25 protein-coding genes and 2 pseudogenes are annotated in these 25,653 nt (G+C 60.0%); 19 read left to right on the forward strand and 8 right to left on the reverse strand.

What is annotated here, in order from left to right; genetic code table 11:
- On the forward strand, positions 1 to 324 hold a 324-nt coding region (locus XARJCFBP2528_RS00005), incomplete at its 5' end, for a type II toxin-antitoxin system RelE/ParE family toxin (RefSeq protein WP_248802046.1).
- 177 nt (positions 325 to 501) lie between these two features.
- Here XARJCFBP2528_RS00005 and XARJCFBP2528_RS00010 read toward each other — a convergent pair.
- The 3 genes and pseudogenes from XARJCFBP2528_RS00010 to XARJCFBP2528_RS00020 form a co-directional block, all read right to left on the reverse strand.
- Entirely contained in the window at positions 502 to 1,827 is a 1,326-nt protein-coding gene (locus XARJCFBP2528_RS00010) for a Smlt3024 family type IV secretion system effector (protein ID WP_026064849.1), read from the reverse strand.
- Positions 1,828 to 1,852: 25 nt separating this feature from the next.
- Positions 1,853 to 2,716, reverse strand: coding sequence for a Smlt3025 familytype IV secretion system inhibitor (locus tag XARJCFBP2528_RS00015; RefSeq protein ID WP_039814540.1), 864 nt, complete (start codon positions 2,714 to 2,716; stop codon positions 1,853 to 1,855).
- 258 nt (positions 2,717 to 2,974) lie between these two features.
- Positions 2,975 to 3,289, reverse strand: a pseudogene (locus XARJCFBP2528_RS00020) (SDR family oxidoreductase); the annotation flags it as partial.
- On the opposite strand from XARJCFBP2528_RS00020, the gene XARJCFBP2528_RS00025 reads away from it, so the two are divergent.
- Positions 3,276 to 3,872: a TetR/AcrR family transcriptional regulator gene (locus XARJCFBP2528_RS00025; RefSeq protein ID WP_026064850.1), complete on the forward strand. Its 597-nt coding sequence runs from the start codon at positions 3,276 to 3,278 to the stop codon at positions 3,870 to 3,872. The pseudogene XARJCFBP2528_RS00020 and the gene XARJCFBP2528_RS00025 overlap by 14 nt on opposite strands.
- A gap of 774 nt (positions 3,873 to 4,646) precedes the next feature.
- Complete coding sequence (locus XARJCFBP2528_RS23650; RefSeq protein WP_016904658.1) at positions 4,647 to 5,282, forward strand: hypothetical protein; 636 nt, start codon at positions 4,647 to 4,649, stop codon at positions 5,280 to 5,282.
- Positions 5,283 to 5,323: 41 nt separating this feature from the next.
- Here XARJCFBP2528_RS23650 and XARJCFBP2528_RS21585 read toward each other — a convergent pair whose 3' ends face one another.
- Positions 5,324 to 5,542: a hypothetical protein gene (locus XARJCFBP2528_RS21585; protein WP_026064851.1), complete on the reverse strand. Its 219-nt coding sequence runs from the start codon at positions 5,540 to 5,542 to the stop codon at positions 5,324 to 5,326.
- A 1,092-nt stretch (positions 5,543 to 6,634) separates the two neighbouring features.
- Between XARJCFBP2528_RS21585 and XARJCFBP2528_RS24390 the strand changes: the two genes are divergently transcribed.
- The 14 genes from XARJCFBP2528_RS24390 (at position 6,635) to XARJCFBP2528_RS00100 (ending at position 19,219) form a co-directional block, all read left to right on the forward strand.
- Positions 6,635 to 6,973, forward strand: coding sequence for an XVIPCD domain-containing protein (locus tag XARJCFBP2528_RS24390; RefSeq protein ID WP_369920264.1), 339 nt, complete (start codon positions 6,635 to 6,637; stop codon positions 6,971 to 6,973).
- A gap of 130 nt (positions 6,974 to 7,103) precedes the next feature.
- Complete coding sequence (locus XARJCFBP2528_RS00040) at positions 7,104 to 7,634, forward strand: hypothetical protein (protein WP_016904660.1); 531 nt, start codon at positions 7,104 to 7,106, stop codon at positions 7,632 to 7,634.
- Entirely contained in the window at positions 7,624 to 8,310 is a 687-nt protein-coding gene (locus XARJCFBP2528_RS00045; protein ID WP_039814535.1) for a hypothetical protein, read from the forward strand. The genes XARJCFBP2528_RS00040 and XARJCFBP2528_RS00045 overlap by 11 nt, the downstream gene beginning before the upstream one ends.
- Positions 8,311 to 8,405: 95 nt before the next feature.
- Positions 8,406 to 8,669 (forward strand): YlcI/YnfO family protein, encoded by a 264-nt coding sequence (locus tag XARJCFBP2528_RS00050; protein ID WP_026064533.1) that lies wholly within the window; start codon positions 8,406 to 8,408, stop codon positions 8,667 to 8,669.
- A gap of 6 nt (positions 8,670 to 8,675) precedes the next feature.
- Positions 8,676 to 8,984, forward strand: a complete 309-nt coding sequence (locus XARJCFBP2528_RS00055; protein ID WP_016903357.1) for a type II toxin-antitoxin system RelE/ParE family toxin — start codon at positions 8,676 to 8,678, stop codon at positions 8,982 to 8,984.
- Between the two features lie 53 nt (positions 8,985 to 9,037).
- Entirely contained in the window at positions 9,038 to 10,030 is a 993-nt protein-coding gene (locus tag XARJCFBP2528_RS00060; protein ID WP_026064532.1) for a restriction endonuclease, read from the forward strand.
- 299 nt (positions 10,031 to 10,329) lie between these two features.
- Positions 10,330 to 11,859 carry a class I SAM-dependent DNA methyltransferase gene (locus tag XARJCFBP2528_RS00065; RefSeq protein WP_016903354.1) on the forward strand — a complete coding sequence of 510 codons (1,530 nt, stop codon included), beginning with the start codon at positions 10,330 to 10,332 and terminating at the stop codon, positions 11,857 to 11,859.
- A 13-nt stretch (positions 11,860 to 11,872) separates the two neighbouring features.
- On the forward strand, positions 11,873 to 12,304 hold the full coding sequence (locus tag XARJCFBP2528_RS00070) for a nucleotidyltransferase substrate binding protein (RefSeq protein ID WP_016903353.1): 432 nt from the start codon (positions 11,873 to 11,875) through the stop codon (positions 12,302 to 12,304).
- Entirely contained in the window at positions 12,297 to 13,784 is a 1,488-nt protein-coding gene (locus XARJCFBP2528_RS00075; protein WP_016903352.1) for a restriction endonuclease subunit S, read from the forward strand. The genes XARJCFBP2528_RS00070 and XARJCFBP2528_RS00075 overlap by 8 nt, the downstream gene beginning before the upstream one ends.
- A complete protein-coding gene (locus tag XARJCFBP2528_RS00080) occupies positions 13,781 to 14,527 on the forward strand; it encodes an abortive infection family protein (RefSeq protein ID WP_016903351.1) in 747 nt (248 codons plus the stop codon). Before XARJCFBP2528_RS00075 ends, XARJCFBP2528_RS00080 begins: the two co-directional genes overlap by 4 nt.
- Positions 14,527 to 15,201, forward strand: coding sequence for a hypothetical protein (locus tag XARJCFBP2528_RS00085; protein ID WP_016903350.1), 675 nt, complete (start codon positions 14,527 to 14,529; stop codon positions 15,199 to 15,201). The genes XARJCFBP2528_RS00080 and XARJCFBP2528_RS00085 overlap by 1 nt, the downstream gene beginning before the upstream one ends.
- On the forward strand, positions 15,201 to 18,380 hold the full coding sequence (locus XARJCFBP2528_RS00090) for a type I restriction endonuclease subunit R (RefSeq protein WP_026064530.1): 3,180 nt from the start codon (positions 15,201 to 15,203) through the stop codon (positions 18,378 to 18,380). Before XARJCFBP2528_RS00085 ends, XARJCFBP2528_RS00090 begins: the two co-directional genes overlap by 1 nt.
- A 276-nt stretch (positions 18,381 to 18,656) precedes the next feature.
- Positions 18,657 to 18,953 (forward strand): XAC0095 family protein, encoded by a 297-nt coding sequence (locus tag XARJCFBP2528_RS00095; protein ID WP_016903348.1) that lies wholly within the window; start codon positions 18,657 to 18,659, stop codon positions 18,951 to 18,953.
- Positions 18,954 to 19,003: 50 nt separating this feature from the next.
- A complete protein-coding gene (locus tag XARJCFBP2528_RS00100) occupies positions 19,004 to 19,219 on the forward strand; it encodes a hypothetical protein (RefSeq protein WP_016903347.1) in 216 nt (71 codons plus the stop codon).
- A gap of 193 nt (positions 19,220 to 19,412) precedes the next feature.
- Here the strand turns inward: XARJCFBP2528_RS00100 and xopG are convergent, their stop codons facing one another.
- The 4 genes and pseudogenes from xopG to xopQ all read right to left on the reverse strand — a co-directional run bounded on the left by xopG (position 19,413) and on the right by xopQ (position 23,558).
- Entirely contained in the window at positions 19,413 to 20,111 is a 699-nt protein-coding gene (gene xopG / locus XARJCFBP2528_RS21725) for a XopG/HopH/AvrPtoH family type III secretion system effector (protein WP_308633145.1), read from the reverse strand.
- A 554-nt stretch (positions 20,112 to 20,665) separates the two neighbouring features.
- Positions 20,666 to 21,439: a C1 family peptidase gene (locus tag XARJCFBP2528_RS00105; RefSeq protein WP_016903346.1), complete on the reverse strand. Its 774-nt coding sequence runs from the start codon at positions 21,437 to 21,439 to the stop codon at positions 20,666 to 20,668.
- 311 nt (positions 21,440 to 21,750) lie between these two features.
- Positions 21,751 to 22,122 (reverse strand): annotated as a pseudogene (locus tag XARJCFBP2528_RS00110) (transposase); the annotation flags it as partial.
- A gap of 56 nt (positions 22,123 to 22,178) precedes the next feature.
- Entirely contained in the window at positions 22,179 to 23,558 is a 1,380-nt protein-coding gene (gene xopQ / locus XARJCFBP2528_RS00115; RefSeq protein WP_064506504.1) for a type III secretion system effector XopQ, read from the reverse strand.
- A 427-nt stretch (positions 23,559 to 23,985) separates the two neighbouring features.
- Between xopQ and xopAV (XARJCFBP2528_RS21730) the strand changes: the two genes are divergently transcribed.
- Together xopAV (XARJCFBP2528_RS21730) and xopAV (XARJCFBP2528_RS00120) are read left to right on the forward strand one after the other, a co-directional pair.
- Positions 23,986 to 24,735, forward strand: a complete 750-nt coding sequence (xopAV, locus tag XARJCFBP2528_RS21730; RefSeq protein WP_080591365.1) for a type III secretion system effector XopAV — start codon at positions 23,986 to 23,988, stop codon at positions 24,733 to 24,735.
- Positions 24,736 to 24,859: 124 nt separating this feature from the next.
- Positions 24,860 to 25,597 (forward strand): type III secretion system effector XopAV, encoded by a 738-nt coding sequence (xopAV, locus tag XARJCFBP2528_RS00120; RefSeq protein ID WP_026064526.1) that lies wholly within the window; start codon positions 24,860 to 24,862, stop codon positions 25,595 to 25,597.
- The last annotated feature ends 56 nt before the right edge of the window (positions 25,598 to 25,653 follow it).

Here is a 25,653-nt window from a genome sequence, read left to right on the forward strand (position 1 = left end):
GCAACGAGGGTCTTGAGTGTCTACGGAACCCTGGGCGTATCACTGGCACCGGAGGTTGCACAGGATCTTGAGCAGATCTTCGACCAGCTCCAGCGCCATGAGGCCGCACATGTCGCAGCACGCCTGCACGAGATCATTGCGGCAATCGATGTGCTGGAAACCAATCCGCTGATCGGCCGGCCTGCCGGCGGCGACAGGTGCGAACGGGTGATCGGTCACGGCGCGCACGGCAATCTGGCGCTGTACTGCCATGTCGCGCAGATCGACACGGTGTTTGTGCTGGCCGTTCGCTCGCAACGTGAGGCGGGCTTTGCGGGGCCGTGATGTTTGCAGTTCCCTGATCGCTGTAGCCTGGTGTCCCTGTTATTCGATGCACTGCCACCCGACCCGCACAAGCCGGTGCTGGAGATCGTCGCGCGCCACGCCGACGTTGCCAACCGGTATCGCCTGCACGCCATTGCCCAGAAGTCGCCGCAATGCCTCGCCACCCGCCTAGCGCGGTTATCCCATGCGCATCGACGCACTCTCACGCTGCCGGGTATCCATCTCCTGCTGCTGGCTCTGCGCCAACGCCTGCTGGCGATCGGCACTGGCGACTTCCAGCTGCTGCAGCGACTGCTCCACCGGCGTCTGCACGGCCACGTCGGTCGGCATGTGGGCGCGCAGGTGCGCCGGGTTGTTCAACTCGCCCTGCACCACAAACACATTGCGGCCGGCCGGGCTGTCGGTCGTCTGTTGGCTCAGTACCACGTGGTCGGCCCGGTCCAGGTTGTTCTGGCGGGCGAGGGTCATCACGCTGGCGATGAGGCGCTCGCTGTTCTCGTCCGGCGTGCGCCCGGCTTGCGCATCGATCGCGTTCACGCCTGCGCGCACCTGCTGCAGCAATGCGTAGTCCCGGTGCTCAGGGCCGATATCGGCGAGTTTGGTGGGCGGCTGCATCCGATCGGGCTGCCCGTCGACCGATGCCGTGAGCGGGCTGCGGGTAATGGAGCGGTGCGGATCGTCTTCGTGGAACTGCGTGGCTTTCTGCTGCCGTTCCAGACGCACGGCGCGGGCATCGTCGAGTTCGGCGATACGGCCGGGATGTGTTTCTTCGCGCATGGAAAGATGCCCGCCGCCTGCGCTGACGTTCATCCATTTCTGCTCTTTTTCAAAGTACATCGCGTAGAAGCTGTTGCTGCCGATGACGTTGGGGTCGACGGCTGAGCGGCCTTCCAGCATCTGGATCGCCTCGGTGGTGCCGAGCTTGGCAAGGTACTGGCTGCCGGCCGCCAGTCCCATCTGCGCAAAGGTCTCGTAGCCCGTGTTCCTGATACGGGCAGCGCCGGCGTACTCGTTGTCGAGCATGTTGGTCCAGATCTGTTCCAGCTTCTGGGGGCCGCTTTTTTCCAATGCTGCTTGCAGGAGCACGCGGGGTGTCCAGCAGTTAGGGTCGAGCTCATGGTCCAGGAAGGCTTGATCGTGTGCCCGCATGACATCAGCACCAGGCAAATTCTGCGCTAGGTCCGGACGGTGTTCGCTCATCCAGTATTGCCTGGCTTCAAGATCCTTTTTGAGGAGGGTTTGCCCAAACGCTTCCCACTGCCTCTCGCTCAGGTTCGCGTTGGCAAAGTGAGAGCCGTTATCGTGCTGTGTCCTGGCATAATTCTGTGCGTAACTATTTGCAACCTGACCGGGCAAGCTATCGTTACGCACCACGCCCAGCGCCAGCGTCCCGTAGCCATCTGCACCATCTAGCTGCGAAAGATAATTCCAGTACAGCTCGCGGTTGCCCGCGTCCGCATAGCTGGAAAGAATCTTGAGGTCCTGCTCATTCAATCCGCTCATGTCCTGCTCCTTATCGTCGCGCCGATCACCTGACTTTGGTGCGGGCCAGTACGGTCTTTACCGCGTCTTCCATGCGTTTCCAGTCCTTCAAGAATGCGCGCTTATAGTTCAGGGTGATAGAAAGCTTGTTCTCGATATCAGAGAAGTAGTGGACACAACTTGCAGCAACAGCGCCTTTTTCGTGTACTACTTCAGCTCCCTCCAGCCGCACACCGTCTCCACGAAATTTGGTGCTGTCGCACTTGATGAAGGTGGTGAGGCCGCCGCTTGAGTCGCGCGCGACGTACCAGTCATCTTCGTAGGCAGGGTTGCGAATCGGCGGTTTCCCGTAGCGGTCTTCGTACTCTTTCGAATACGCCAGCATTTTCGCTTCGTCGACTGCGTAGGGCGTTAGGTCCAACGTGTCTTGCTGGGCAAGGCGGAGATCGAGGCGCTGCCTCGGATCTCGACGTTCCACTGAATTGGCCTCGGTAATCGCATCATTGGAAGAATGTCGCTCTAATGATGTCTCGATAGGAGCCCGGTCGATGTAATTGATTCGAACTGAGATCTCCTTGCGGAAATCATTCGTACGCGGGTTGGCCCGTGCCCCGGGCGGAGTGGGGGTCATATCTGGCCACTCGATGACCAGCGTCACGCCTTCGCCCGGCCATGGTGCGATCTGGCTGTCCAGGTAGTTGGCGGGGATGCGGAAGGTGTTCGGCCCCAGCTTTACGTCAACCGGCGCGTCCGAATAGGTGTGCCCGTTGATGGTGCGGCCTGTGGTAACGGTGCCTGACATGGGGGAAGTCCTTTTTTGTTCGGGTGATGGCGTCCGTGCACAGGCACTGCCGGTCACGGCGACGGCGAGTGCAAGAGCCAGGCACCGGCCAGATGACATCATGTGCATTGGTCAATCCATTGCAGGGTTCGCCGCAACTATAGGCAACTTGGGATCAGCGCGACAGCAAGGGCCAAGCCTGCGATTGTCCGTGCCATGCGCCGCACGACATGGGAATGCGATCACGCTCTGCCGGAAGGAAAGGCGCGTGGATCAAAACGCGTGCGGTGCAACGGCAGCTCGCCACGTGTGCTGAAGAAGGGCGTTTGCTGCCCTTGATCGCACTAAGTGTCGAGCTGCAGCCTGGTCAACGCCGCCGTCGCCGCGTCATGCCCCAAACGCACCATCGATCGTATGCATCGCCCCGGTGACAAAGCCCGCTTCCGGGCCTGCCAGCCAGGCCACCATGCCGGCCACTTCGTCGGCGCGGCCGTGGCGTTTGATCGCCATGAAGCTGTGCATCAGGTCTTTCATCGGCCCGTTTTCCGGGTTGGCGTCGGTATCGATCGGGCCCGGTTGCACCACGTTGATGGTGATGCCACGCGGCCCGAAGTCGCGGGCCAGCCCGCGCGCCAGCCCTTGCAGCGCGGATTTGCTCAGCGCGTAGGACGCCATGCCGGGCAGCGGCATGCGGTCGCCGTTGGAAGTTTCCCGGGCCCGCGGCCGGCCGCGGGCGTTCGACCCGGACCAAGCGGTCGCCACCGCGCAGCAGCTGTTCCATGCGCGCGGCTACGACGCACTGAGCGTGGCCGACCTCACCAAGGCGCTGGGCATCAACCCGCCCAGTTTCTACGCCGCCTTCGGCAGCAAGGCCGGCCTGTACGCGCGCATCCTCGACCGCTACGCGCAGACCGGGGCCATCCCGCTGCCACAACTCCTGGACACCGCCCGCCCGCTGGCCGACGCCCTGGCCGACGTGCTGGAGCAGGCCGCCCGCTGCTACGCCGCAGACCCTGCCGCCACCGGCTGTCTGGTGCTGGAAGGCACGCGCAGCAACGACGCGCAGGCGCGCGAGGCCGCCTGCGGTTTTCATGTCGCAGCCCAGGAGTTGATCCGCTCCCACATCGCCAAGCAGTGCCCGCACGACGCAGACCGGCTGGCGGACTTCGTCAGCACCACCATGGCCGGGCTGTCCGCCAGCGCCCGGCATGGGCAGAGCCTGGAGCGTCTGCTGGCGAGTGCGCGCTTGGCGGGGGAGGCGCTTCGGGTGGCGTTGCGCGGATAAACAGGGTGCGAGCGGGCAGAGGGTTTTCGATGGCGTGAGCGCACCTGCTCGCTAATCGAGGTGCGCTTGCCGCTACCCAGTACGGTCAATTGGCAGGTGGTACGAGATGGTCGTGATCGGCCGTCGCTCAGGCGAAGTCGTTGTCGGATGACTGGTGCGGCAAATCAGGAAGGGACGGGGTAGCGCCTGTGGGCCATCCATGTTCTGGGCTGGCTTTAACACAGGCCACTTCGACCTCTTTGTGCAATGCTGGCGATCACATGGAGCCGCACGCAGCGTGTTGGTTGAACGTTCCGAACCATCCGAATTGCTGCTCACCCCGGACAGTCGCGCTGAGTCCATACCAGATGGCATCTTTGCGGGATGCAGCGTCTATTTCGGTCCCGAAATGAGAGTGCCGCTGAACCGTTTTCGTCTGCGATCAGTCACTTGACCGAGCCTCCTCATACGGCCACAGTCCGGGACGTTCGCCCTCTTCGTTCAAGGATGCCCGTGAAGAAGCTGACGCATTGCATCGTGGCGGCCGCGCTGGTGCCCATCATGACGCTTGGGTGTGCACGGCTTTCGATGGAACAGGCTGCCGCAAAACCCCCAAGTGGTGCACACGCAGCATCGTCTTTTCCTCAGGCGCCAGCTGCGACGCCTTCACCTTGGGTGTCCTTCAAACTGGAACGGCAGATGGGCGCCGTCTGTGTGGACCGTACGCAATCACAGGGCTCCTCGCCTGCGCCTTTGCTAGGGGACGGGTTTTGCAAAGGCCCGGCACCTGCGCAGATGGCGGCTGCATTGCTTGCCCTGCCTGCAGATGCGGTCGATGCCTCGCCGCAAGCGCGCGAAGCGCGCCTGCGCGATGCCGTGTACGTGGCCGCACCCGGCTTGGGACGGCGCGCGGACTTCACCATGGTTGCGGGTGATCTGACGATCCGTTCGTTTGAAAGTGCCGATCCTGACAAAACGGTGTACTTGGTCTGGCCGGTGAACTGTGGCGAGGGCGAGGCAGGTCTTGCGTGCCAGTCAGGCAAAGGACGAAAGGCGTATCGCGTCACCAAGGACGGCACCGCACGCGATGTCAGTGCAGCGGTGTTTCCACCAGCGCCTAGCCTGACTGCAGAAGATGTTGCCCGGCAAAACGACCACGGCGGCTCGGAGCTTTTTCTGTTCGATGACAAGCTGCCTTTGGCGCCGACAATGCGATGGTTGATGGAATTCGATCCTGACCAGCCGCTGGCCACCGATGACCCAAAGCGCGTCGGGTCTTACGCCCATTTTGGTTTTCTTCGGTGGACAGGCGAGCGCTTCGAGCTTGTAGAACGAGTCGCTAGAGCGCAGTGGCCGTGTCGCCAGCAGCGCACAGGCGAACCGGCATGTGCGGATTATCCAGATGGTGAGGACCGTTTCATCAGCGAGTGACCACTTCTGCAAGGAGCATCGAAATGGCGAGATCCAATGATTTAGACATCCGTGCGACTGCCGACCAGATTTCTGCGTTGTTCAACGCCAATCGACAGGCCGAGGCGCTGCGCATGCTTGATGAGCGCAGACAAGGCCAGGCAGAGGTCGTGCGTGACGCACTGGATCGCTATGTCGGCGCAGCGTCCGCCGGTGCAATCGCCAATCAACAACAAGGGCCGGTCGCCGCTGCGGATGCCAGTGTGCTGCAACGCTTGCAACTAGCCGCGTCAAACCAGCCAGCAATTCCGCCGCAGGCGCAAATGGCTGCCTTGAGCGACGCACAGCGCTATGACGTCTACGCCAGCATCGTACAGGTGAGAGGTAACGAAGCCGCGCACGAGGCACTCTCGCGACCCAACGAGCGCGTGGTATTAGGCCTTCGCCAGGAAAACTCAACACTTGCGGCCATGCAGGATCGCGCGCATGCCGGAAGCTTGCGTAGCGACGATCCGGCAACCCCTGCCATCAACGAAGCTCAGGGCGGCACGGGCGTCTACAACGACCGCCTGGTCGTACTGTGGAAGGATGCCGATGGCACGCGTCATACGCAGGTCGCCCAGCAAGCAAACACCGAGCCGACTGCGCAGTACGATCATCATGCAGGCAACACGGGGCGGCGCCCGCGTGCGGAAGGCGGCATGGAGAACAGGACATTTGCACCGTCGCCAGGCTTTGAAAGCATCACCAGGCCCAGGGAGATCGAAGGCGAGGATGTCAATGCCGATGGCATCAGGGATCTCGGTCGCCTGAGCGAAGGCACCATCGAGATGCAGATGGGGCAGCACCCAAATCCCAGCCGGCCAGGCACCCAAGACAACGCACTACGCCCAAGTCAGGCGGCAGTCGATGCAGGGAGGGGCGGGGTACAGCGGGATAGCAATGCGGACGGCTGGTTTGATCAAGCCGATCTCAACGGTGTGCAAAATCTCAACGACACCTTCAAGATTCATCGCGGTTCCAGCGGCAGTACCGATTCGGCTGGCTGCCAGACAATTCATCCAACCGAGTACGATGGGTTCATCGCGGCGGTTCAAGGCAACCCCGCGCAGACGCGCTGGCAATACGTGCTGACCAGCACCACACCCGGGCCGGTGCGGGAGCAGCATCAGGACCAAGGGCGAGGGCGTGAAGGGGTACAGCCAGGGCAGGAGGAGCAGGGGCATCGGCCGGCCCAGCGGCAGCGGCAGAACGGCGGGCCTGCAGCGCCTGTGCCTGGGAGGCCACGACAGGCAGACGCAGAAGACGCCGAACCCGCGCCTCATCCGTTGCATGCACAGGCCAGCACCTTGGTTGGCCGGTTGGACGCCAGCATGGGCCGCGCCAGCGATGCGTACAGCGAGCGGATGAGCGCCAGCCTGGCCCATCTGGCAAAGGAGCACGGGCTCGAGCGCATCGACCACGTAATGCTGAGCAACCAAACATCGCGTGCAGCGGCCGGTGCCACCGTGTTCGTGGTACAGGGCGAACCCAGCAACCCGGCCCATCTGCGCGCCAGCATGTCCACCGACGTGGCCGTCACTACGCCGGCGGAGCAATCGCTGGCAAAGCTGCAAGAGCTCGACGCGCGTACGTTGGCGCAAGCGCAGAGTCAGGCGCAGGAGAGAGGAGTACTGCAGGAAGAGGCTGTCAAGCCGCGAAGTATTGGGTGAGGTCGTCCTGCTCTCACTGTTTGGCTGTAGACCAAGGCTCGGGGTTCGCTTTCGAAAATGCCCGCTTGCAAAAATCAATCGCTCAACGGATATTCCATATTCCGGAATATGGAATAAGGCGGGCTCGGCTGTGGAACTGAAGCCACAGGATCTAGTGGTGCTGTACAAGCAGGTCGCCCAGGCAGGCCAGGTCTGGACGTATGCATCCCTTGGAGAAGCGCTGGGCATGAGCCCGTCTCAGGTGCATCGCAGCGTCAAGCGCGCGGTGGCATCCGGCTTGGCGCTGGAAAAAAGCCGCGGCGAGTGGGAGACGGTGCGCACGGCGCTGCACGAGTTTGCGGTCCACGGCGTGCGTTACGCCTTTCCTGCCGTCATCGGGCCGCTAAGGCGTGGCATTCCTACGGCCTTCGGGGCGCCGCCATTGTCCATTGCCATTGCTAGTTCCCCTGGGGATGCACCGGTGTGGCCAAGCGCGCAGGGCACGGCCAAAGGCCCCAGCTTGTCGCCGTTGTCGGCAGGTGCGCCCAACGCTGCGCTGGCCGACCCTGCCTTGCATGAGCTGCTGGCGCTGCAGGACGCGCTGCGTAGCGGGCGCGCCCGCGAGCGCACGCTGGCAGCGCGCTATCTCAAGCAGTTACTGGGGCTTGGCGATGCGCTCTGACGATCCTAATTTGCCGCACCTGCTTGTGATTGCGAATGCATTGGGCGAGCTTTGCGACCACGTGGTCTTCCTCGGCGGGGCAGTCGTTGGCCTGCTGGTATCCGATCCATTGGCGGAAAGCGTCCGCGCCACCTATGACGTCGATGCGGTGGTCAATCTCGATTGGTCCCGGTTCCGTGGTATCGAGGCGCGTGTGGAATCGCAGGGCTTTGCGCGCGAGATGCAGAGCGGCGTCGTCTGCCGCTGGGTACACCAAGCGTCGGGCGTCCTCTTCGACCTGATGCCGGTGGATGAAGGCGTGCTTGGCTTCTCCAATCGCTGGTATGCCCATGCTGTAGAGACGGCCCAAGTGGCGGCCTTGAGCGATCGCCTGTCCATCCGCTTGGTGACAGCGACAGCATTCGTGGCGACCAAGCTCGAAGCCTTCGTTACCCGAGGCAACAGCGACTTTCTTTCCAGTCACGACCTGGAGGACGTGCTCAATGTCGTCGATGGCCGGGCCGAGCTGGTGGAAGAGCTCGCCATGGAGCATGCAGATCTTCGGCATTGGGTTGCCGACGTGTTTGAGGGGCTAGTGGATAACCCGGCGTTTGTGAACGCGTTGCCGGGATTAGTCGCCGAACCGGCACGCGCAAGCACTGTGCTTCAGCGTCTACGTGCCATCGCATCAGCGTAGCTGAGACATTTTCGACTTAGGTCTGCAAAGAAAACCTTGAAGCACCGGCGCCCGCTTGCGATGATGCATCGCAATTGCAACGCAGCGGGCCTGCCATGAAATCCGCATCTCTTCCATCGCTCCGGGTAGACCCGGCGTTGCGCGAAGCGGCTGAAGCCGTGTTGCAGGAGGGTGAGACGCTGTCCAGCTTCGTCGAGCACTCCGTGCGCGCCCAGGTGCAGCAGCGCCAGCAGCAGGAGGCCTTTATCGCACGCGGGTTGGCGTCACGTGACAGCGCCAAGGCGTCCGGCCGCTACATCGACACCAAAGATGTGATGACCGGCTTGCAGTCCCAGCTAGACAAGACACGCAAGGGCTGATCCAGGGTGCGTTTCAACGTCCGTTTTACCGAGGAGGCGCGTGATGATCTTGCGCGGCTCTACGACGGCCTGTTGCAGCGGGCTGGAGCCGATTTCGCTGTGGCCGAGCGCGCTTTGCAGTTCATTGGTGATGGCATCGCCGTGCTTGAAGTGGCACCGCTGAGCTGTCGTAAAGTTCGCCAAGGCGACCCTTTCCAGCGTGAACTGGTGATCGGCTTTGGTCCAAGTGGCTATGCGCTGTTGTTCGAAGTCCAAGACAAGCAGACGGTGCTTGCGCTCGCAGTGAGGCATCAGCGTGAAGACGACTGGTGCTAAGGTCTTGCGACGAAGAATGTATAGAAAATTTTGAATTTAAGAAGAAGGTCGTGATGGCATGGATGTGGATGGTGCGCGGTGAGGGCGGGAGCTTGTACGAAGCATTTCGCGAACAAGGCGTGGTTGCAGTGGGGTGGACTCAGCTCGCTGCTGAGGCCAAACCAGGTGTCGATCGCAAGCAATTGATCGCCACTTATCAGGCTGCTGAGCCATTGGCCAGACCTGGCACCGTCATTTCCGGAGCCTCGCAGGTATGGCGTTTCGTAAATGAAATTCAGCAAGGCGATTGGGTCGTTACTTACTCGCCAGCGAATCGCCTCTACGCAGTTGGCACTGTGGCGGGGCAGGCGGAGTACCTTCCCGAGTCGGCCGAATCAGGGATAGCGCTTGCGCGCAAGGTGCAATGGCTGCAGCAGGAGCTTCCCCGCGATCACCTGAGCATCTCAACCAAGAATAGCCTTGGCTCCACGCTGACATTGTTCGAGGTGCCGCCCAGTGCCGCCGACGAGATATTGGCAGTGCTCAAAGGTAAGCCGGTACAGGAGATCGAACAAGCGCTGGACGAAGCCGTTGCCGACCCTCTCGCAGGTATCGAATCCCAGGCGCTTGAGCGCATCAAGGATCTGGTCAGCGAGCTTGGCTGGAGTGACATGCAACAACTTGTGGCCGGCATTTTGCGAGCGATGGGCTACAAGACCCAGGTCTCGCCTCCCGGCTCGGACCGTGGGAAAGACATCGTTGCATCGCCCGACGGGTTTGGCTTCGAACATCCACGTATTGTCGTGGAGGTCAAGCATCGTAAGGGGCAGATGGGCAGTCAGGACATTCGCAGCTTTCTTGGTGGGCGCCACAAGGATGATCGCGGTTTGTATGTCAGCACTGGCGGCTTCAGCAAGGATGCGCAGTACGAAGCAGATCGCGCGTCCATTCCACTGGCGCTGTGGACGCTGGACCATGTGGTGCGCGCGCTGATCGAGCACTATGCGGCTACCGACACCGAAACAAAACGCATTGTGCCGCTGAAGCGGCTTTACTGGCCCGCCTGAAGCCAGAGGAAGAACAAGTGACATCTACTGAACAAAAGATCGAGCGCTTCATCGCCGCGTTGACTTCGCTTGGCGGCAGCGCGGGCAATCAACGCCTGCGTGAGGAACTGGGCTGGCAGGACAGTACCTACCAACGCATCAAGCAGCAACTGATCGACGACGGCCGCATCCGCGCTGGTCGGGGGCGAGGTGGATCGGTTGCCTTGGCGACGACAAAAGCGCCGGCTGTGCCTGACGTAGCACTCCAATCCAAGCCGGCACGGGCCAAACCCGCGGCTGCACCGCTCAAGAGGGAATCTGTGTCCGAACTCGACTACGCCGACAAGCTCTGGAAAACCGCCGACAAGCTGCGCGGCAACATGGAGCCCAGCGACTATAAGCACGTTGTGCTCGGCCTGATTTTTCTCAAATACATCTCGGATGCCTTTGAAGCCCGGCACGCAGCATTGCTGGCCGAAGATCCACAGGCTGCAGAGGACAAGGACGAGTACCTCGCCGAGAACATTTTCTGGGTTCCCAAGCAGGCACGTTGGTCGCACCTGCAGGCAAACGCCAAGCAATCGAGCATCGGCACGCTGATCGATGACGCCTTGCGCGCCATCGAGAAAGACAACGAATCGCTGAAAGGCGTGCTGCCCAAGGACTACGCGCGCCCCGCGCTCAACAAGGTGATGCTGGGCGAACTGATCGACCTGATTTCTGGCATTGCACTCAACGATAAGGGCGGCAAGCCCAAGGACGTGTTGGGCCGCGTGTACGAATATTTTCTCGGCCAGTTCGCCGGCGCCGAAGGCAAGCGCGGCGGCGAGTTCTACACACCGCGCAGCGTGGTGCACACCCTGGTGGAGATGATTGAGCCTTACAAGGGCCGCATCTACGACCCCTGCTGCGGTAGCGGCGGCATGTTCGTGCAGAGCGAGAAGTTCGTCAACGAGCACGGCGGGCGCATTGGCGACATCGCCATCTATGGGCAGGAAAGCAATTACACGACCTGGCGCCTGTGCAAGATGAACCTCGCCGTGCGCGGCATCGATAGCGACATCCGCTGGAACAACGAGGGCAGCTTTCACAAGGACGAACTGCGCGACCTGAAGGCCGACTTCATCCTGGCCAATCCACCGTTCAATATCTCCGACTGGGGCGGCGAACGGCTGCGTGATGACGTGCGCTGGGCGTTCGGCCCACCACCGGTGGGCAATGCCAACTACGCCTGGTTGCAGCACATCGTCCATCACCTCAGCCCGCACGGCTTTGCCGGCGTTGTCCTGGCGAATGGCTCGATGAGCAGCCAGCAAAGCGGTGAAGGCGACATCCGCAAGGCGATGATCGAAGCCGGCGTGGTCGATTGCATGGTTGCCTTGCCTGGGCAATTGTTCTATTCCACGCAGATTCCTGCCTGCCTGTGGATTCTGGCCAAGGATCGCAGCAACGGACTAGTGCTAAAGAAAAAGTTGCGCGACCGCCGCGGCGAAATCCTGTTCATCGACGCGCGCAACATGGGCACACTGGTGGACCGTACCCGGCGCGAATTGAGCGATGCCGAGGTGGCCAGGATCGCGGCGACCTACCACGCATGGCGTGGAGAACAGGACGCAGGCGACTACGCTGATATCGCCGGGTTCTGCAAGTCCGCCCCGCTCGATGAGGTGCGCAAGCACGGCCATGTACTCACGCCGGGCCGCTATGTCGGCGCAGCGGCGCAAGAGGATGATGGCGAACCGTTTGCGCAGAAGATGCAGCGCCTGGCAACGCTGTGGCGGGAGCAGCAGCAGGAAGCGGTGAAGCTTGACGCAGCGATCGAGATGAATCTGAAGAACCTGGGGTTCTGACAGGAGAGACATGATGAACGAGAAACTCGACCTCACAGCACTGCGCAATGCGGTGTCTTCTCTGGAAGACAGCCTGGGCGTGGTCAGCGACAGCACCTGGTTCGACCAGCAATCGAAGCAGGTGAAAAACACGCTGGTGGCAGGCGTCATCCAGAATTTCGAGTTCGTCTATGAAATCGGCATCAAGATGCTCAAGCGCCAGATCGAGGCCGAATCCGCCAGCCCGGAGGAAGTGGATGAAACCAACTTTCGCGAAGTGCTGCGCGTGGCTGCCGAAAAGGGCTTGATTGCCGACGTAGAAGCCTGGTTCAAGTATCGGCAGATGCGCAACATCACCGCACACACCTATGACCACGAAAAGGCGAAGAAGGTGTACCAGGGCACTCTCGACTTCATCATCGACGCGCGCGACTTGTTGCAAAAGCTGGAAGCACGCAATGTCTGACACGCCCAATATCGACATCCGGCCAGATCATTGGCAGATCGTGCGCGACATTTTGCACAAGCATGTGCCGCACTACGAGGTATGGGCCTTTGGCTCGCGCGCCAAATGGCTGGCCAAGCAGTATTCCGATCTGGACCTGGCCATCATCACCGATCAGCCCTTGTCGCTTGCGGTCAGCGCGGCGCTGGCCGATGATTTTTCCGAATCGGATTTGCCGTGGAAAGTGGATATCGTTGATTGGGCGGCTACTAGTGAGGCGTTTCGGCAGATTATTGAAAGGGATAGGGTGGTGGTGCAGAAATCAAGGTCTGGTCCCGGTATGGTAAGTGAGTGGCGCGATACCACTTGGGGCGAAGAAATTTCGCTGGAGTATGGGAAGGCCATACGCGGCTACGACGAAGTCCGCGGCAAATATCGTGTCTTCGGCTCCAACGGTGCAATCGGTTGGACAGAAAACGCGCTGGCCGAAGGTCCCGGCGTTATTCTTGGCAGGAAGGGTGCGTATCGGGGGGTGCGCTTCTGGCGTGAGCCTTTCTGGGTTATTGATACAGCGTATTACGTTGTGCCGAAAAAAAAACTTGACATGCGTTGGCTGTATTACGCAATTAAGCATCATAAGCTCGGAGAGATCGACGATGGTTCACCAATTCCATCAACGACGCGCGCGGCTGTTTATGTTCGAGAGCTGACAGTTCCTTCACTCAAGGAGCAAGGCGAAATCTCTTATGTGCTCGGCGTGCTTGATGACAAGATTGAACTCAACCGGCGTATGAATCAAACGCTGGAGGCGATGGTCCACGCCCTGTTCAAGTCCTGGTTCGTGGACTTCGACGGCGTGTCGCTAGACGACATGCAGGAATCGGAACTGGGCTTGATTCCGAAGGGGTGGCGGGCTGCCTCACTCGACTCGATTGCTCACTACCTTAATGGTCTGGCATTGCAGAAATTTCCGCCAGAGAGTGAGGCCGAGTTCTTGCCTGTCATAAAAATCGCGCAACTGCGCGCTGGTCATGCGAAAAATGCGGACAAAGCAAGTACTCGGCTCAAGTCAGAATATATCGTGCAGGACGGTGATGTATTGTTTTCATGGTCAGGCACGCTGGAAGTCGACGTGTGGACGGGTGGTCGTGGAGCATTGAACCAGCATCTGTTCAAAGTGACTTCGACAGAAGTGCCCAAGTGGTTCTATTACTTTGCCACACGCCAACACTTGCCTGACTTCCGAACCATCGCCGCAGGCAAGGCCACCACGATGGGTCATATTCAGCGCAAGCACCTTGCTGACGCTAAAGTCGCTGTGCCGCCGACCGATGCGATGGGTGAATTTGACCGCACCATCGCGCCGCTGTTCGAGCAGATCATCAACAATGCTTTGCAATCTCGAACCCTTGCCCAACAGCGCGAAATCCTGCTCCCCAAGCTGATTTCAGGCGAGTTTCGGGTAAGGGACGTGAAGTGCTTCCTGGAGAAAGCAAAGTGAGCCTGGATTGGTGCCCCGGCATCCGTGAAGCGTGCCTGTATTGGCGCGAGGCCCCGATGTTGCAGCAGACCTTCGAGGCGCTGGAACGCACCCTGGATCAGGACAACGATGCGTGTATAGATTGCGCGAAATCCATTGTTGAAGTGTTTTGCCGGATCATCGTAGGTGAACTCGATTCGCCGACTCTGCCCGTGAGGCCGAAGGCTACGGCCCCAGACTTCGGTGAGTGGGTCGGTGCCGCTGTGCGCGTGCTTAAGCTCGGCGAAAACCAAAACAGCAAATTTCTCAAGCTGGTTTCGCAACACCATAAGTTGACATCAGCATTGGGCGATCTACGGAACGAATCTGGACCGGTCAGTCATGGGCGTGATGGATTTCTTGCCAAACTGTCCATCCACCATCGCCGCTCGGCGGTCCTGTCAGCGGATGCACTGGTGATGTTTCTGCATCAAGCCTACCTGGAGGCGCAGCGAGATCCGGTCAATTCGCGCGAGCCTTGGGAGCGGTTTGAGGAATTTAACCAATTAATTGACGCTTATGTCGGGCTGGAGTTGATAATGGACAATGATGGCAATCCTGAGTTTCGGGTTCTTTTGCCTGGCAATGACTCCTTCCCCCTCAATGTTTCCGTCAGCCGTTTGCTCTACCAGCTTGACCGCGCTGCCTATATCGAAGCGTTGAACGCCGCGCGTGATGCACCTGCTCTTGTAGCGGAGCAGGATGTGGAAGGAGGGGAGCGCTGATGGCCTGGGACTGGGCAGTGATTGGAACCGCTGTTGGTGGGTTTTCCACCCTGATATACACCGGCTTCACTTATGCACTGCTGCGTGAGAACCGTGCGCTGCGCAAGGCAGGGCGCTCGCCCCATGTGATTGCCCATTTCGAGCCGCACCCTGATGGCAACGGAGCCCTGCAACTTGCGTTCTCCAACGTAGGCACAGGTCCAGCCCTGGATGTCTGCTATTCGTTCGAGCGTGAGGCGGGCGATTTCGAGAACTATCACATTTTGTTCAAGCACGCCGAAGAGCGCCCGGCATTGACCATGATTGGGCAAGGTGAAAAGTTCAGCTTTACTTTTGCTATCGGGTTCAACCTGTTCAGTCCCAAAGATGCGAACGTCAGCAGAAGGCTCAAGCCTTTTTACGTCAACGTTAGCTGGCGTGCTGCAGGGGAAAAGAAGCTAAACGCTGAAAAATATCTTTTGGATATCTCGGCATATGCCGGGCTGCCTGGGGTTGTCGAAAAGCCATCCATTGCCAAGATTGCCGATGCGTTGGGTGACATCAAAAGGCACATGGGAACATTGGCGCAAAATGCTGACGCACGAATTCGAATAGTGGATGCGACCTCGATCGAGGAGCACATAAGGAAAGTCGTTCCAGTACGACAACCACTTTCCGATGAGGAGCAGAGCTAATGGCTTTTCTATCCGAAGCCGCAGTCGAGCAAGCCCTGCTTGAACAATTACGCAGGTTGGGCTACTCCGTCGTCTCGGACAACACAACGGGCCCGGACGGCAGCGCGCCGGAACGCGAAAGTCATGATGTCGTGGTGCTGCACCAGCGATTGGCCGATGCCGTCACCCGGTTCAACCCGCAGCTGCCGCCGGAGGCGAGGGAAGACGCCATCCGCAAGCTCACCCAAAACGACTTGCCGAACTTGCTGGAAGAAAACCGCCGCATCCACACGCTGCTGACCGAAGGCGTGGATGTCGAGTACTACGCAGACGATGGTGTGCTGACAGCGGGCAAGGTTTGGCTACTCGACTTTGACCGCCCGGAGAACAACGACTGGCTGGCTGTTCAACAGTTTGTGGTCATCAGCGGCCAGACCAGACGCCGGCCGGACGTGGTGCTGTTCGTCAACGGCCTGCCGCTGGCCGTGATCGAACTAAAAGCACCCGGCAGTGCGGGTGCAAACCTGGTGGGTGCATTCAACCAGTTGCAGACCTACAAACAGCAGATCCCCGCGTTGTTCCATACCAATGCGGTGCTGGTCACTTCCGATGGCATTGCCGCGCGTGCCGGCTCGCTGTCCGCCGACCTGGAGCGCTTCATGCCGTGGCGCACCACCGACGGCAGGCAGGTGCTGCCCAAGGGACAGCCGGAGCTGCCCACGCTGATCGAAGGCGTGTTCGCGCCGCAGCGGTTTCTTGAGCTGCTGCGCTGGTTCACCGCTTTTGGCGAAACCGGTGGCGGGCCGGTCAAGATCATTGCCGGTTACCACCAGTTCCACGCGGTGAACCACGCGGTGGAATCGACGATTCGCGCCTCACGCACGGCCATTGCCGAAGATCCAGCCAATTACGGTTTGGCCAGCGTCAACACGCAGCCGGCAGGCGACCGCAGGGCGGGGGTGATCTGGCATACGCAGGGCAGCGGCAAGAGCCTGCTGATGGCCTTCTATGCCGGGCGGCTGGTGCAGCACCCGGAGATGCGCAACCCGACGCTGGTGGTGCTGACCGACCGCAACGACCTGGACGACCAGTTGTTCGGCACGTTTTCGATGTGCAAGGCGCTGCTCCGGCAGACACCGGTGCAGGCCGATAGCCGCGAGGATCTGGCGCGCCTGCTCGATCGCGCAAGCGGCGGTGTGATCTTCACCACCTTGCAGAAGTTCGGCGAAGTGGATGCGCCATTGACCGCGCGCCGCAACGTGGTGGTCATTGCCGATGAAGCGCACCGCAGCCAGTACGGCCTGAAAGCCAAACTGGACGCGAAGACCGGCGTGGTCTCGTATGGCTTTGCCAAATACATGCGCGATGCGTTGCCCAATGCCTCGTTCATCGGCTTCACCGGCACGCCCATCGAAGCGACCGACGTAAATACCCCCGCGCTGTTCGGCCATTACATCGATGTCTACGACATCAGCCGCGCGGTGGAAGATGGCGCGACGGTGCCGATCTATTACGAATCGCGGCTGGCGCGCATTGAACTGGATGAAGACGAAAAGCCTAATCTGGATGCAGAGGTCGAGGCCCTGTTCGAGGGGGAAGGCACGGATGAAAAGGAAAAGCTGAAAGGGCGGGCAGCGGCGGTGGAGCGGCTGGTCGGCAGCCAGAAGCGGCTGGCCCTGGTGGCGCAGGACCTGGTAACGCACTTCGAAGAGCGTGTGGCTGCGCTGGATGGCAAGGCGATGGCGGTGTGCATGAGCCGCGAGATCTGCGTTGACCTTTATAACGAAATCGTCAAGCTGCGCCCGCACTGGCACAGCGACGACGACACGCTGGGAGCGGTCAAGATCGTGATGACCGGCGCGGCCAGCGACCCGCAGCAATGGCAGCAGCATATCGGCAACAAGGCCCGGCGCGATGCCTTGGCGCGCCGCGCCAAGGACCCGGCCGACCCGCTGAAACTGGTGATCGTGCGCGACATGTGGTTGACCGGTTTCGACGCGCCTTCCATGCACACCATGTATGTGGACAAGCCGATGAAGGGGCATGGCCTGATGCAGGCCATCGCGCGGGTCAACCGCGTGTTTCGGGACAAGCCGGCCGGCTTGATCGTCGACTACATCGGTATCGCCCAGAACCTGAAATCCGCACTGGCGCAGTATTCGCCGCAGGACAAGCAGAACACTGGCATCGACGAAGCGCAGGCGATCGCCGTGATGCGGGAGAAGTACGAAGTCGTGCGGGACATGTACCACGGCTTTGACTACCTCACGGCATTAAATGGCACGCCGCAGCAGCGTCTGGCGATGATGGCCGGTGCGATCGAATGGATCCTCGATCAGCAGCAACAATGGATGGCGGCGTCAAGCAGCGACGATGGCAAGAAGGCGGCGCAACGGCGTTACCAGGATGCGGTGCTGGCCTTATCCACGGCCTATGCGCTGGCCTCCGCCTCGGATGAGGCGCTCGCGGTGCGTGAGGAGGTGGGCTTCTTCCAGGCCATCCGCGAAGCCTTGGTCAAAAGCGCCACGGGTTCAGGCATCAGCTCGCAGGAACGCGATTTTGCCATCCGCCAGATCGTGAGCCGTGCGGTGGTCTCCACCGAGATCGTGGATATCCTCAAGGCTGCTGGCATCCAGTCGCCGGATATTTCCATCCTGTCTGACGAATTCCTTGCCGAAGTGCAGCGGATGGACAAGAAGAACCTGGCATTGGAAGCGCTGCGCAAGCTCATCAACGACGGTATCCGTTCGCGCAGCAAGCGCAACATTGTGGAGACCAAGGCATTTACGGAACGGCTGGAAGATGCGATTGCGCGCTACCACGCCAATGCCATCACCACTGCCGAAGTCTTGCAGGAACTGATCCGCATCGCCAAGGACATCCGCGCCGCACGTGCGCGTGGCGAAGAGCAGGGATTGAGCGAGGATGAAGTCGCGTTCTACGATGCGTTGGCAGAGAACGATTCTGCAGTGCAGGTGATGGGCGACGATGCGCTCAAGCTCATCGCACACGAGCTGCTGGTGAACCTCAAGGGCAGCGCTTCGGTGGATTGGGCGCGCCGCGATTCGGCGCGTGCGCGCATGCGCGTGCTGGTGAAACGCATCCTGCGCAAATACGGCTATCCACCTGATCTGCAGGATGCCGCGGTTCGCACGGTATTGCAGCAGGCAGAAGCACTCTCTGCTGCCTGGTCTGCATGAGTTGCGCTATTGACGCCAGGCTGCTGCAGTAGCAGGATTCGACTACGGAGCCTCGAAACTCCCCGAACAGCGGTGCCCACCTCCGACAAACCGGTGGGTTTTTTGTGCCTGCAACTTTGCTGGTGCAACCGACGCGATGCTCTGCGTCGGGAGGGCGGCTAATACAACACCCGCAAGGGGAATACGCCCGCCGGCTGTTCGCGGTTTCGAGCCTCCCGACTTCCCGTCCGTCGCCTTGCGGCGGGCGGGCTGATTCCATGGAATGAGGAGCAGGCCATGTCGGACGTTGTACGCGATGCGCAGTCATACCCGGGCTACTACCTGCCAGAAGGCGCGCAGTACCGCCTGCAGCAGCTGCGCGACCACATGCGCTTTCTGGCGCGTTTGGCGCAGCCGCGCACGCAGGCCGAAGAGCGGGCGCGGCAGCCGGCCATCTGCATGGACGAACTGGCGTGCTGCCTTGAACTGCTGGCCGAGCAGGTAACGAAGGCATTGGCGCAGGTGCAGTGGCCCGCGCGGCTGGAGCCCGACGCCTCTGATAGCGAACTTGCTGACGCCGGGGAGGTCGCATGAACCGGCCAGCGATGGCGTCGCCCCGCACACGCAGGCGGGCAGGAGATGACATGCAGCGTGATGCGTTTGCCTTCGGCATCACCGTAGAGCAAGTGGATACGCTGGATCAGTTGTTGCTGACCATCGCCGCCCATGGCGATGTGATCGCTGCCGGCAACGCCGATCGGCTGGACCGCCGCACCTTGCCCGTGTTGGGCAGCGCCATCTTCGATGCGGCCGGCGCCATGCGCACCATCCTGGATCAGTTGGCGCTTCAACGGCTTTGATGGGCCGCTGTGGTCATTGAGCGTTAGCGAAAGATGAATGCAGCCACAGGTTGTGCACTTTGGGCGTGCAGAGATCCGGGACCGGCTAAACATGGTCCATCAAGTCGCGCATTCTTACATTTTGCAGAAGCCGGTAGCACGCAATGCGCCATCGTCAAAATGGCGTGGGCGAAAGGTCGCGCCGTCGTGTGATTCACTCGCTTCTATAGCCACTGTGATGGTAGCTAACCCGTTTTGGTAAACCGTGCTCGGCTCGAATAGAATTTTCCGATGGTTCGCCTGACTGAGAATATTTGTATTTTCCTAAGCCGACGGCACGCAACTCTTCCTTCCCGGTGGGAGTGTCTGGGTCACGATCATCTTCATATGAGCCTTTCCACGTTCCAGCCATCATATGCCTTGCATGCACCAATTCGTGCCCCAACACTGAAACTTTTTCGATGGGACTGGAGGTCGCCCTATTGGTTGGGTCCCCATCGTCGTCCAGTTCAAGGCTCGTCTGGCGGGCACTCCATGACACAACAACACTTGAGCCCTGGTTTTTTTCGCCTCCCGGCTTCTTCAGAGCATATGAACGGCCGGCTTTCTCGCGAATATCTTTGAATCTGCTTAGCTCAGGATGAGCGTCTAATTGGTGCCGTGAGAGAACGGGCTCTGCACCTGGATTTTCGGGGGGAGCGATCTCATGAATAGTGACCTTGTGTCTTCTTTTTCCACTAAGCTGCTGTAGCTTGTCCAGTAACTGGTTGCCAATTGGTCGAGAGTTGAGATGATCGAGATGCACATTCACTTCCGCATTAAACCGATCTTGGTCGCGGGGCGTATTGGACATGCTTTGTGAGTAGATCCCACTATAATTGGTTTGGATTGGAATAATGTATATAGTTCTTATGTCAAGTGGATGTGGCTCGCACCATGCCTTTGCCTATGCCTTGCTGCTATTTAAGTGCGCAAATCTATAAGCTGATGCGAAGCAGGCCATTAATCCCTGGTCTAGTGAAATTTCTATAAGATACACCTAGGGCTGATAATACATACCTCTCACAAGTCGCGCTTGGCGATCTCACCGCAGCCTCAACACTTGAGGCAATCTTCATCAGGTGCCAGTGATTGATGTTCAGCATGGGCGACCGTTGCGAGCAAGCGAAATCCCAAGTTCGCCCGCAACGCCGCGCTTTGTTCAGAGGTTCCCTAAAGATGGTCTAGGGCCATCAATCGTGCCGAATGCAGCTACCGTAGGTGAGTGTCCGCAATTTTGCCGCTGGCGAAACAATATTCAACGGGTTCTGTTAACGGTTATTAGTTTGTAGGGCTGAGCATTGAATTTCCAAGTGCTTGACGCTGGCAGTGGAGTCAGATGCATAGAGGCGGCACCCTTCGTTCGGAAGTTGGCCGCGCCCGCACTTGCGGCGGACACGGCCCTCATTATGTGTCCTTTAGCGGCTTCTAATGAGTTACTACCGCTGCAATGACATCCTTGCCAACTACTTCCCAAGACAGCGTGCCAAAGCCCCGAGAGCCCCAGTTCTCGCCCCAACTGTTCTCGATAATCAGCCCGCTTTGATTATAGCCAAGTGCCACGACGGCATGCGCACCATTGATAGGACTGGTAATGTCGTTGTCTACTTCGTTGGCGCCTAGGTCGTCAAAGCCTTGTCTGGTTTTGAAGCCGATCACCACCGGTGTTGATGCAGCTAACGCTCGTTTTATCTGTTCGATCAGTGGGGCCTTTCCGTTCCCGCTACCCGAATAAATCACAGTGTATTTCTTGTACGGCGTTCGATGGTTTGCCGCACTGGCACGGTCGGCTGCGGTTGGTGTGTTCTTCCAGTTGTAGTTGCCCCAGGAATAATGCTGCTCCGTGTCGATTCCTTGTGAAAGCGCTGTATCCAGGTTCACTTCAATGGTGCTGCCTTCATCGACACCATTATTTACTTGGCTATAAAGATACATGGGGGCGAATCGTTTAACAGCCTGCTTCCCTGCGTTGGCGTACCAGCCGCCCAATGTGTGAGCCGTGGACCAGGATGCGCAGGAATTAACCTGCCCCTGGTCACCGGGCTCAATGGCAAAGCCGCGCAGATCTACACTGGCGGGTAGGTCGCCGGCACCGGTGCTCGTGGTGCCAAAGATGGGGGTGACTGGCTGGACCATCAAAGACTGCTTGAAGCCTTTGCCATGGGTTGCAGCCTGCGCAAGGGACATGGTGGAGCACCCCATCAGTACAACGAGGCAAGTGGAAATCGAGCATAATTTTTTCATTGGTTTCTAGTTCGCTTAAGGAGTGAGTCGCACAGAGCAGCCGCGTGGGCATGCACCACGCAGTGTGAGTGACGGCGGTTTGGTTGTTGAAGAGGTAGAAAACTAGATTTTCGCGGCTCCCCAGCCGCAGCACAATATGATGCCCGCATGGGGGTCATGCTCACCGCAATGCGAAGAACTCTTCGCAATAAAGAATGTTTAGTCGAACTGGGTTTTGCGAGACTTTCTCTCTATTTTCAGGGCGGTTAACAACACCCAGGAAGAAGCCGTCAGCAGATGATGGAGCATGCAAGCGAGAGCAACACCAAGTGGACGTCGATGCGGCGTTCAAAGCGGATGCCCAATTTGCCCATGCCTGCGAACCAGGCATGGGTGCGCTCGACGACCCAGCGATGACGGCCCAGCCGGTTGTTGCGCTCGATTCCCTTGCGTGCGATCCGCGCAATGATGCCGCGCTGCTTGAGGAAGGCGCGACAGCGGGCGATGTCGTAGGCCTTGTCGGCGTGCAATCTGCCTAGCCAGCGTCGCGGGCGCCCTGGCTTGCCACCAATTGGCGGCAAGGCGTCGATCAACTCCTCGAACACGACCGAGTCGTGCCGATTGGCGCCGGTGAGGCACACCGCCAAGGGCACGCCGAGGCGGCCTTCGGCAATTTTTCCTAACGCGGACTCAACGTGTTACTGCACTGATTTACCCTTCATTTTTCAGAAGCAAGCGCCACTTTTGCCAAGGCAGACATCAACAGCTTCGCCTTTTCTGGATGCTTGACTTCCTGTTCGCCCACCTGCTCCACAACGCTGAGTCCGTCGGTCTGTATCTGCCTTGGCGTGAACAGCATGCCCGCCGCGCCGGGAACCGAGGCCAGCAGCGTCAACGGGTCGTACAAGTTGAGTTTGGTGACCCTCGGCCAGACCTGATCGAAGGCCATGGCTTGGTTTGCGCCGTCCTGCGGGCTGTTTGCCTGCGGTAGTGCGTCTGCGGTGAACGTGCGAAAGAACCACGCCTGATCCAGGCCCGGAAGCAGCCCCGCCTGAATTCCGTCCCACAAGCCGTTCAAGGCGTTTTTCTGCACGTCTTCGAGATACCTGCCCACCGAATGCCGACTCTTCGCCAGGCCTTCGTAGAACGAGGGCGACACCGCTGTCTTGTAGGCAGCTTCCTTGGTAACGATGCGCAACGGGATCTGCAGTTGCTGTGCCTTGCGGTACAGGCCACGGGCCGCGTCCAGGTCTGTCGCATTGTTGTAGGCGCGTGCGTCGGGCTGCACATGGCCGTCAGCGTCCCTGGCCGGCTCGACGCCCCCCATGATGGCGATGCTCTTGACGCGCTCGCGCACAAGCGCCGGATGCGCATCGACCAGCGCATGGGCGTCGGTCATGCCGGCAATCACCACCATGCTCAGCCCCTGCGGTGCCTGCATCAGGCGCTCGTGCAGCGCTTGCAGGCTGTTGTCGCAAATTTCGGCCGATTCCGCACGCAACGCCTGGCCTTCCTGCAGGAATTTGGCATGGTCCTTGGCCTGTTTCGCACTCATCGGGTAATCCTGCCCGCGTGAGACACGCACATCGGGTAATTGCAGGCGGTTGAACACGCCCTTTGCGAGCCGGGCGCGCTCCTCGCGCACGCTGGCATTGCCCAAGGTCACCGCAACGTCGGTGAGGCGTACAAAGCCTGCTACCTGCAGTTGCTTGCCGATAGTGTAGGCGACCACATCGTCGGGGTCCTTGTTGGGGTCGGTAAACAGTACCGTGTCGCGCGGTGTCGCCGGGGTGTGGAAACTGAGCTCCCGCAGCACCGCTGCTTCGTCGGGCGTCAGGCACGTACTGCCTTCGGCCCCGAGTTCGGCAAGCATTCGGCGCTGTGTTGCCGTCAGCGCAGGCGCACTGAGTGAGCGTTTGAGGACGGCAGCGCCTTGTGGTCTTTTCCGCGGCAATGCCTGCAGCGCCCCATCGCTGATCTGCGCGCAGGGCAGGTGTTGATCTGCCGACACGGTTGCAGTGCGCTCACCCGTAGACCCGGACGTTGCATGAGCGCCTGCGGGCACATGCAGTGTGGGGCGATGCCTGATGGAATCCATTTGCTGTCCTCGCGTCGATGCTGGCCAATGGGGCGATCAGGATGGAGGCGGCTCCATTCCCTGGAATGTCGATCAGCGAAGGGGGTTGCAACGACACGAAGCGCAGGTTGCCTGTTGCACTGCTTCGAGTTTGAAAGCGTGACCATCAGCATGGTGAGCGCGCGTTGCGATCTGTAGACACCCGCGGCCTCACGATGCCGTTGCCGTCTGCCTGACGATTGCCTTCTACGCCGCTGTCAGATGCTCCCTTCAGGCGAGTGGCCGCAGAGTCATGCAATTGCGTGGTGCTCACGCCGATATCTTGTGACTCTGCAAGGTGCAGATTTGTCTGTTTCGCCAGAAGCTTCGATCTTTCGGTGATTCGCTGTACGCATTGACGCCCGAATGGAACATTAGCGACTTGGACAACCTGGTGGAGAGGTGAAGCATGCGCCCAGTGAATTTGACATCAGCAACACGTAGAGGGGCAAGACACGATCAACAGGACATGCCAGCCGAGCGTGGCGTGGGTACCTCCTCTCAGCGAAAAGACCCAGATGACAACACGCAATTGACGGAAAACCTAAGGCGTCCACCAGTGCGTGAGGCGCGTCTCAGAGAGCCAAACGTGCCCATCGGCGTACAGGTCGCGAACGTTGGAAGGCAAGCGGCGCGTGTTGGCACCGTAATGGCATCTGCCTCCGTCATTCCTAGCGGCTTGATCGCATTACAGGCGCCTTTTGCAGCAGCTTATGGTTACGCAACAGATGATCCGTACTTGAAAAACTATGCAATGTCCGCCTGTGTCCCTGTTATGGCCTCGTTGAGTGCGTTGGGTGCGGCATATTCAGTTGAACGTGTGACGGCCTGGTATCTGCAAGCACACGCTCAGGCATCTGTTACAAAATCAGCCAGGGCGGCCGAGTTAGGAACAACTGAAGCGTGTCTGGATGCCGCCATCGAGATGGTCACCATGCCTGACGCAGAGACTCCCACCCCTGAAATGAGCGAAGGTGAGCGGACTGCACTGGCCAAGGATCTTCTGCACCTGGCAACGGCAGACCGTTCCCGATTGCTTCCTGAAATCTGGAGCGCTGCCAGTGGCGTCGGCGACGATGCCTATACATTGGTCAGTAACTTACTTGCGGCTGCGCGAAGCCGCGCATCTGCGGAAGCGTTTGCATCGTCTGCTGTCTGAGCGCTTTGCGACGCATGTACGTCGCCACATGGTCTATTGTTTCGGTCTTGCGTCCAAGTGCAATGACGCTCGCGTAGCGCAGTGGAACGCAGCCACTTTGGTGAACTGTTAGAAGAGGTGAGGCATGCGTTCCATCCCAGTGACTTATGCGGCTCGCGGAGCGGTAAGACACGATCAACGCGAGGCGCAGGCCCCGCGTGAGGTGGGTTATTCCTCGCAACGCGGCGACCCGCAGGCCAATCCACAATTGAAGCAAGATCTGTCGCGTGCGCCCGTGCGTGCGGCGCGGCTCAAGGCCCCACGCGTGCCCATCGGTGTGCACATTGCGAACACCGGGCTGCAGACAGCGCGGTTTGCCACCTCTGCGGTCGCAGGGCATGCCGAAGCCGCGGTTCTGGACGCGGTTCATGCGCCCGCTGCGGCGGCATATGAATATGCAAAAGGGGAGCTGTCCTGGAAAAAGAATGCGGGTCTCACGCTTGCGCCGGCCTTGGCCTACGCCGTGGTGATGGGCACGCTGTCTGCCGTGCAGTATCTGGCGAACCGGTATCTGCAAGCGCAGCCGCAGACGAATGTCAGCAAGGCCGACAGGGCGAAGGAGTTGGGCGTCACAGAAGCATGTCTGGACGAGGCCGTTGCCATGGTGAACAACGGGGAGGTAGCCGGTCCCGGGGGTGAGATGACCGAAGAAGAGGCGGCTGCGCTGGCAGCAGATCTTCAAAACCTGGCAACCGCAGACCGTTCCCGGCTGCCGCCAGAGCTCTGGCGCGCTGCCAGCGGCCTTGGCGACGACGCCTGCGCATTGGTCACTCAACTGCTCTTGGCCGCAAGAGCCCGCGCGTCTGCATCGCACGGCTGTTGAAAGGTGACCCCACGCGTGGCTGGTTGGTGTGGTGGGCCACGCATGCCCTGCCGGGT

Origin of the sequence: Xanthomonas arboricola pv. juglandis (assembly GCF_001013475.1) — a bacterium.
GTDB lineage: Bacteria > Pseudomonadota > Gammaproteobacteria > Xanthomonadales > Xanthomonadaceae > Xanthomonas > Xanthomonas arboricola.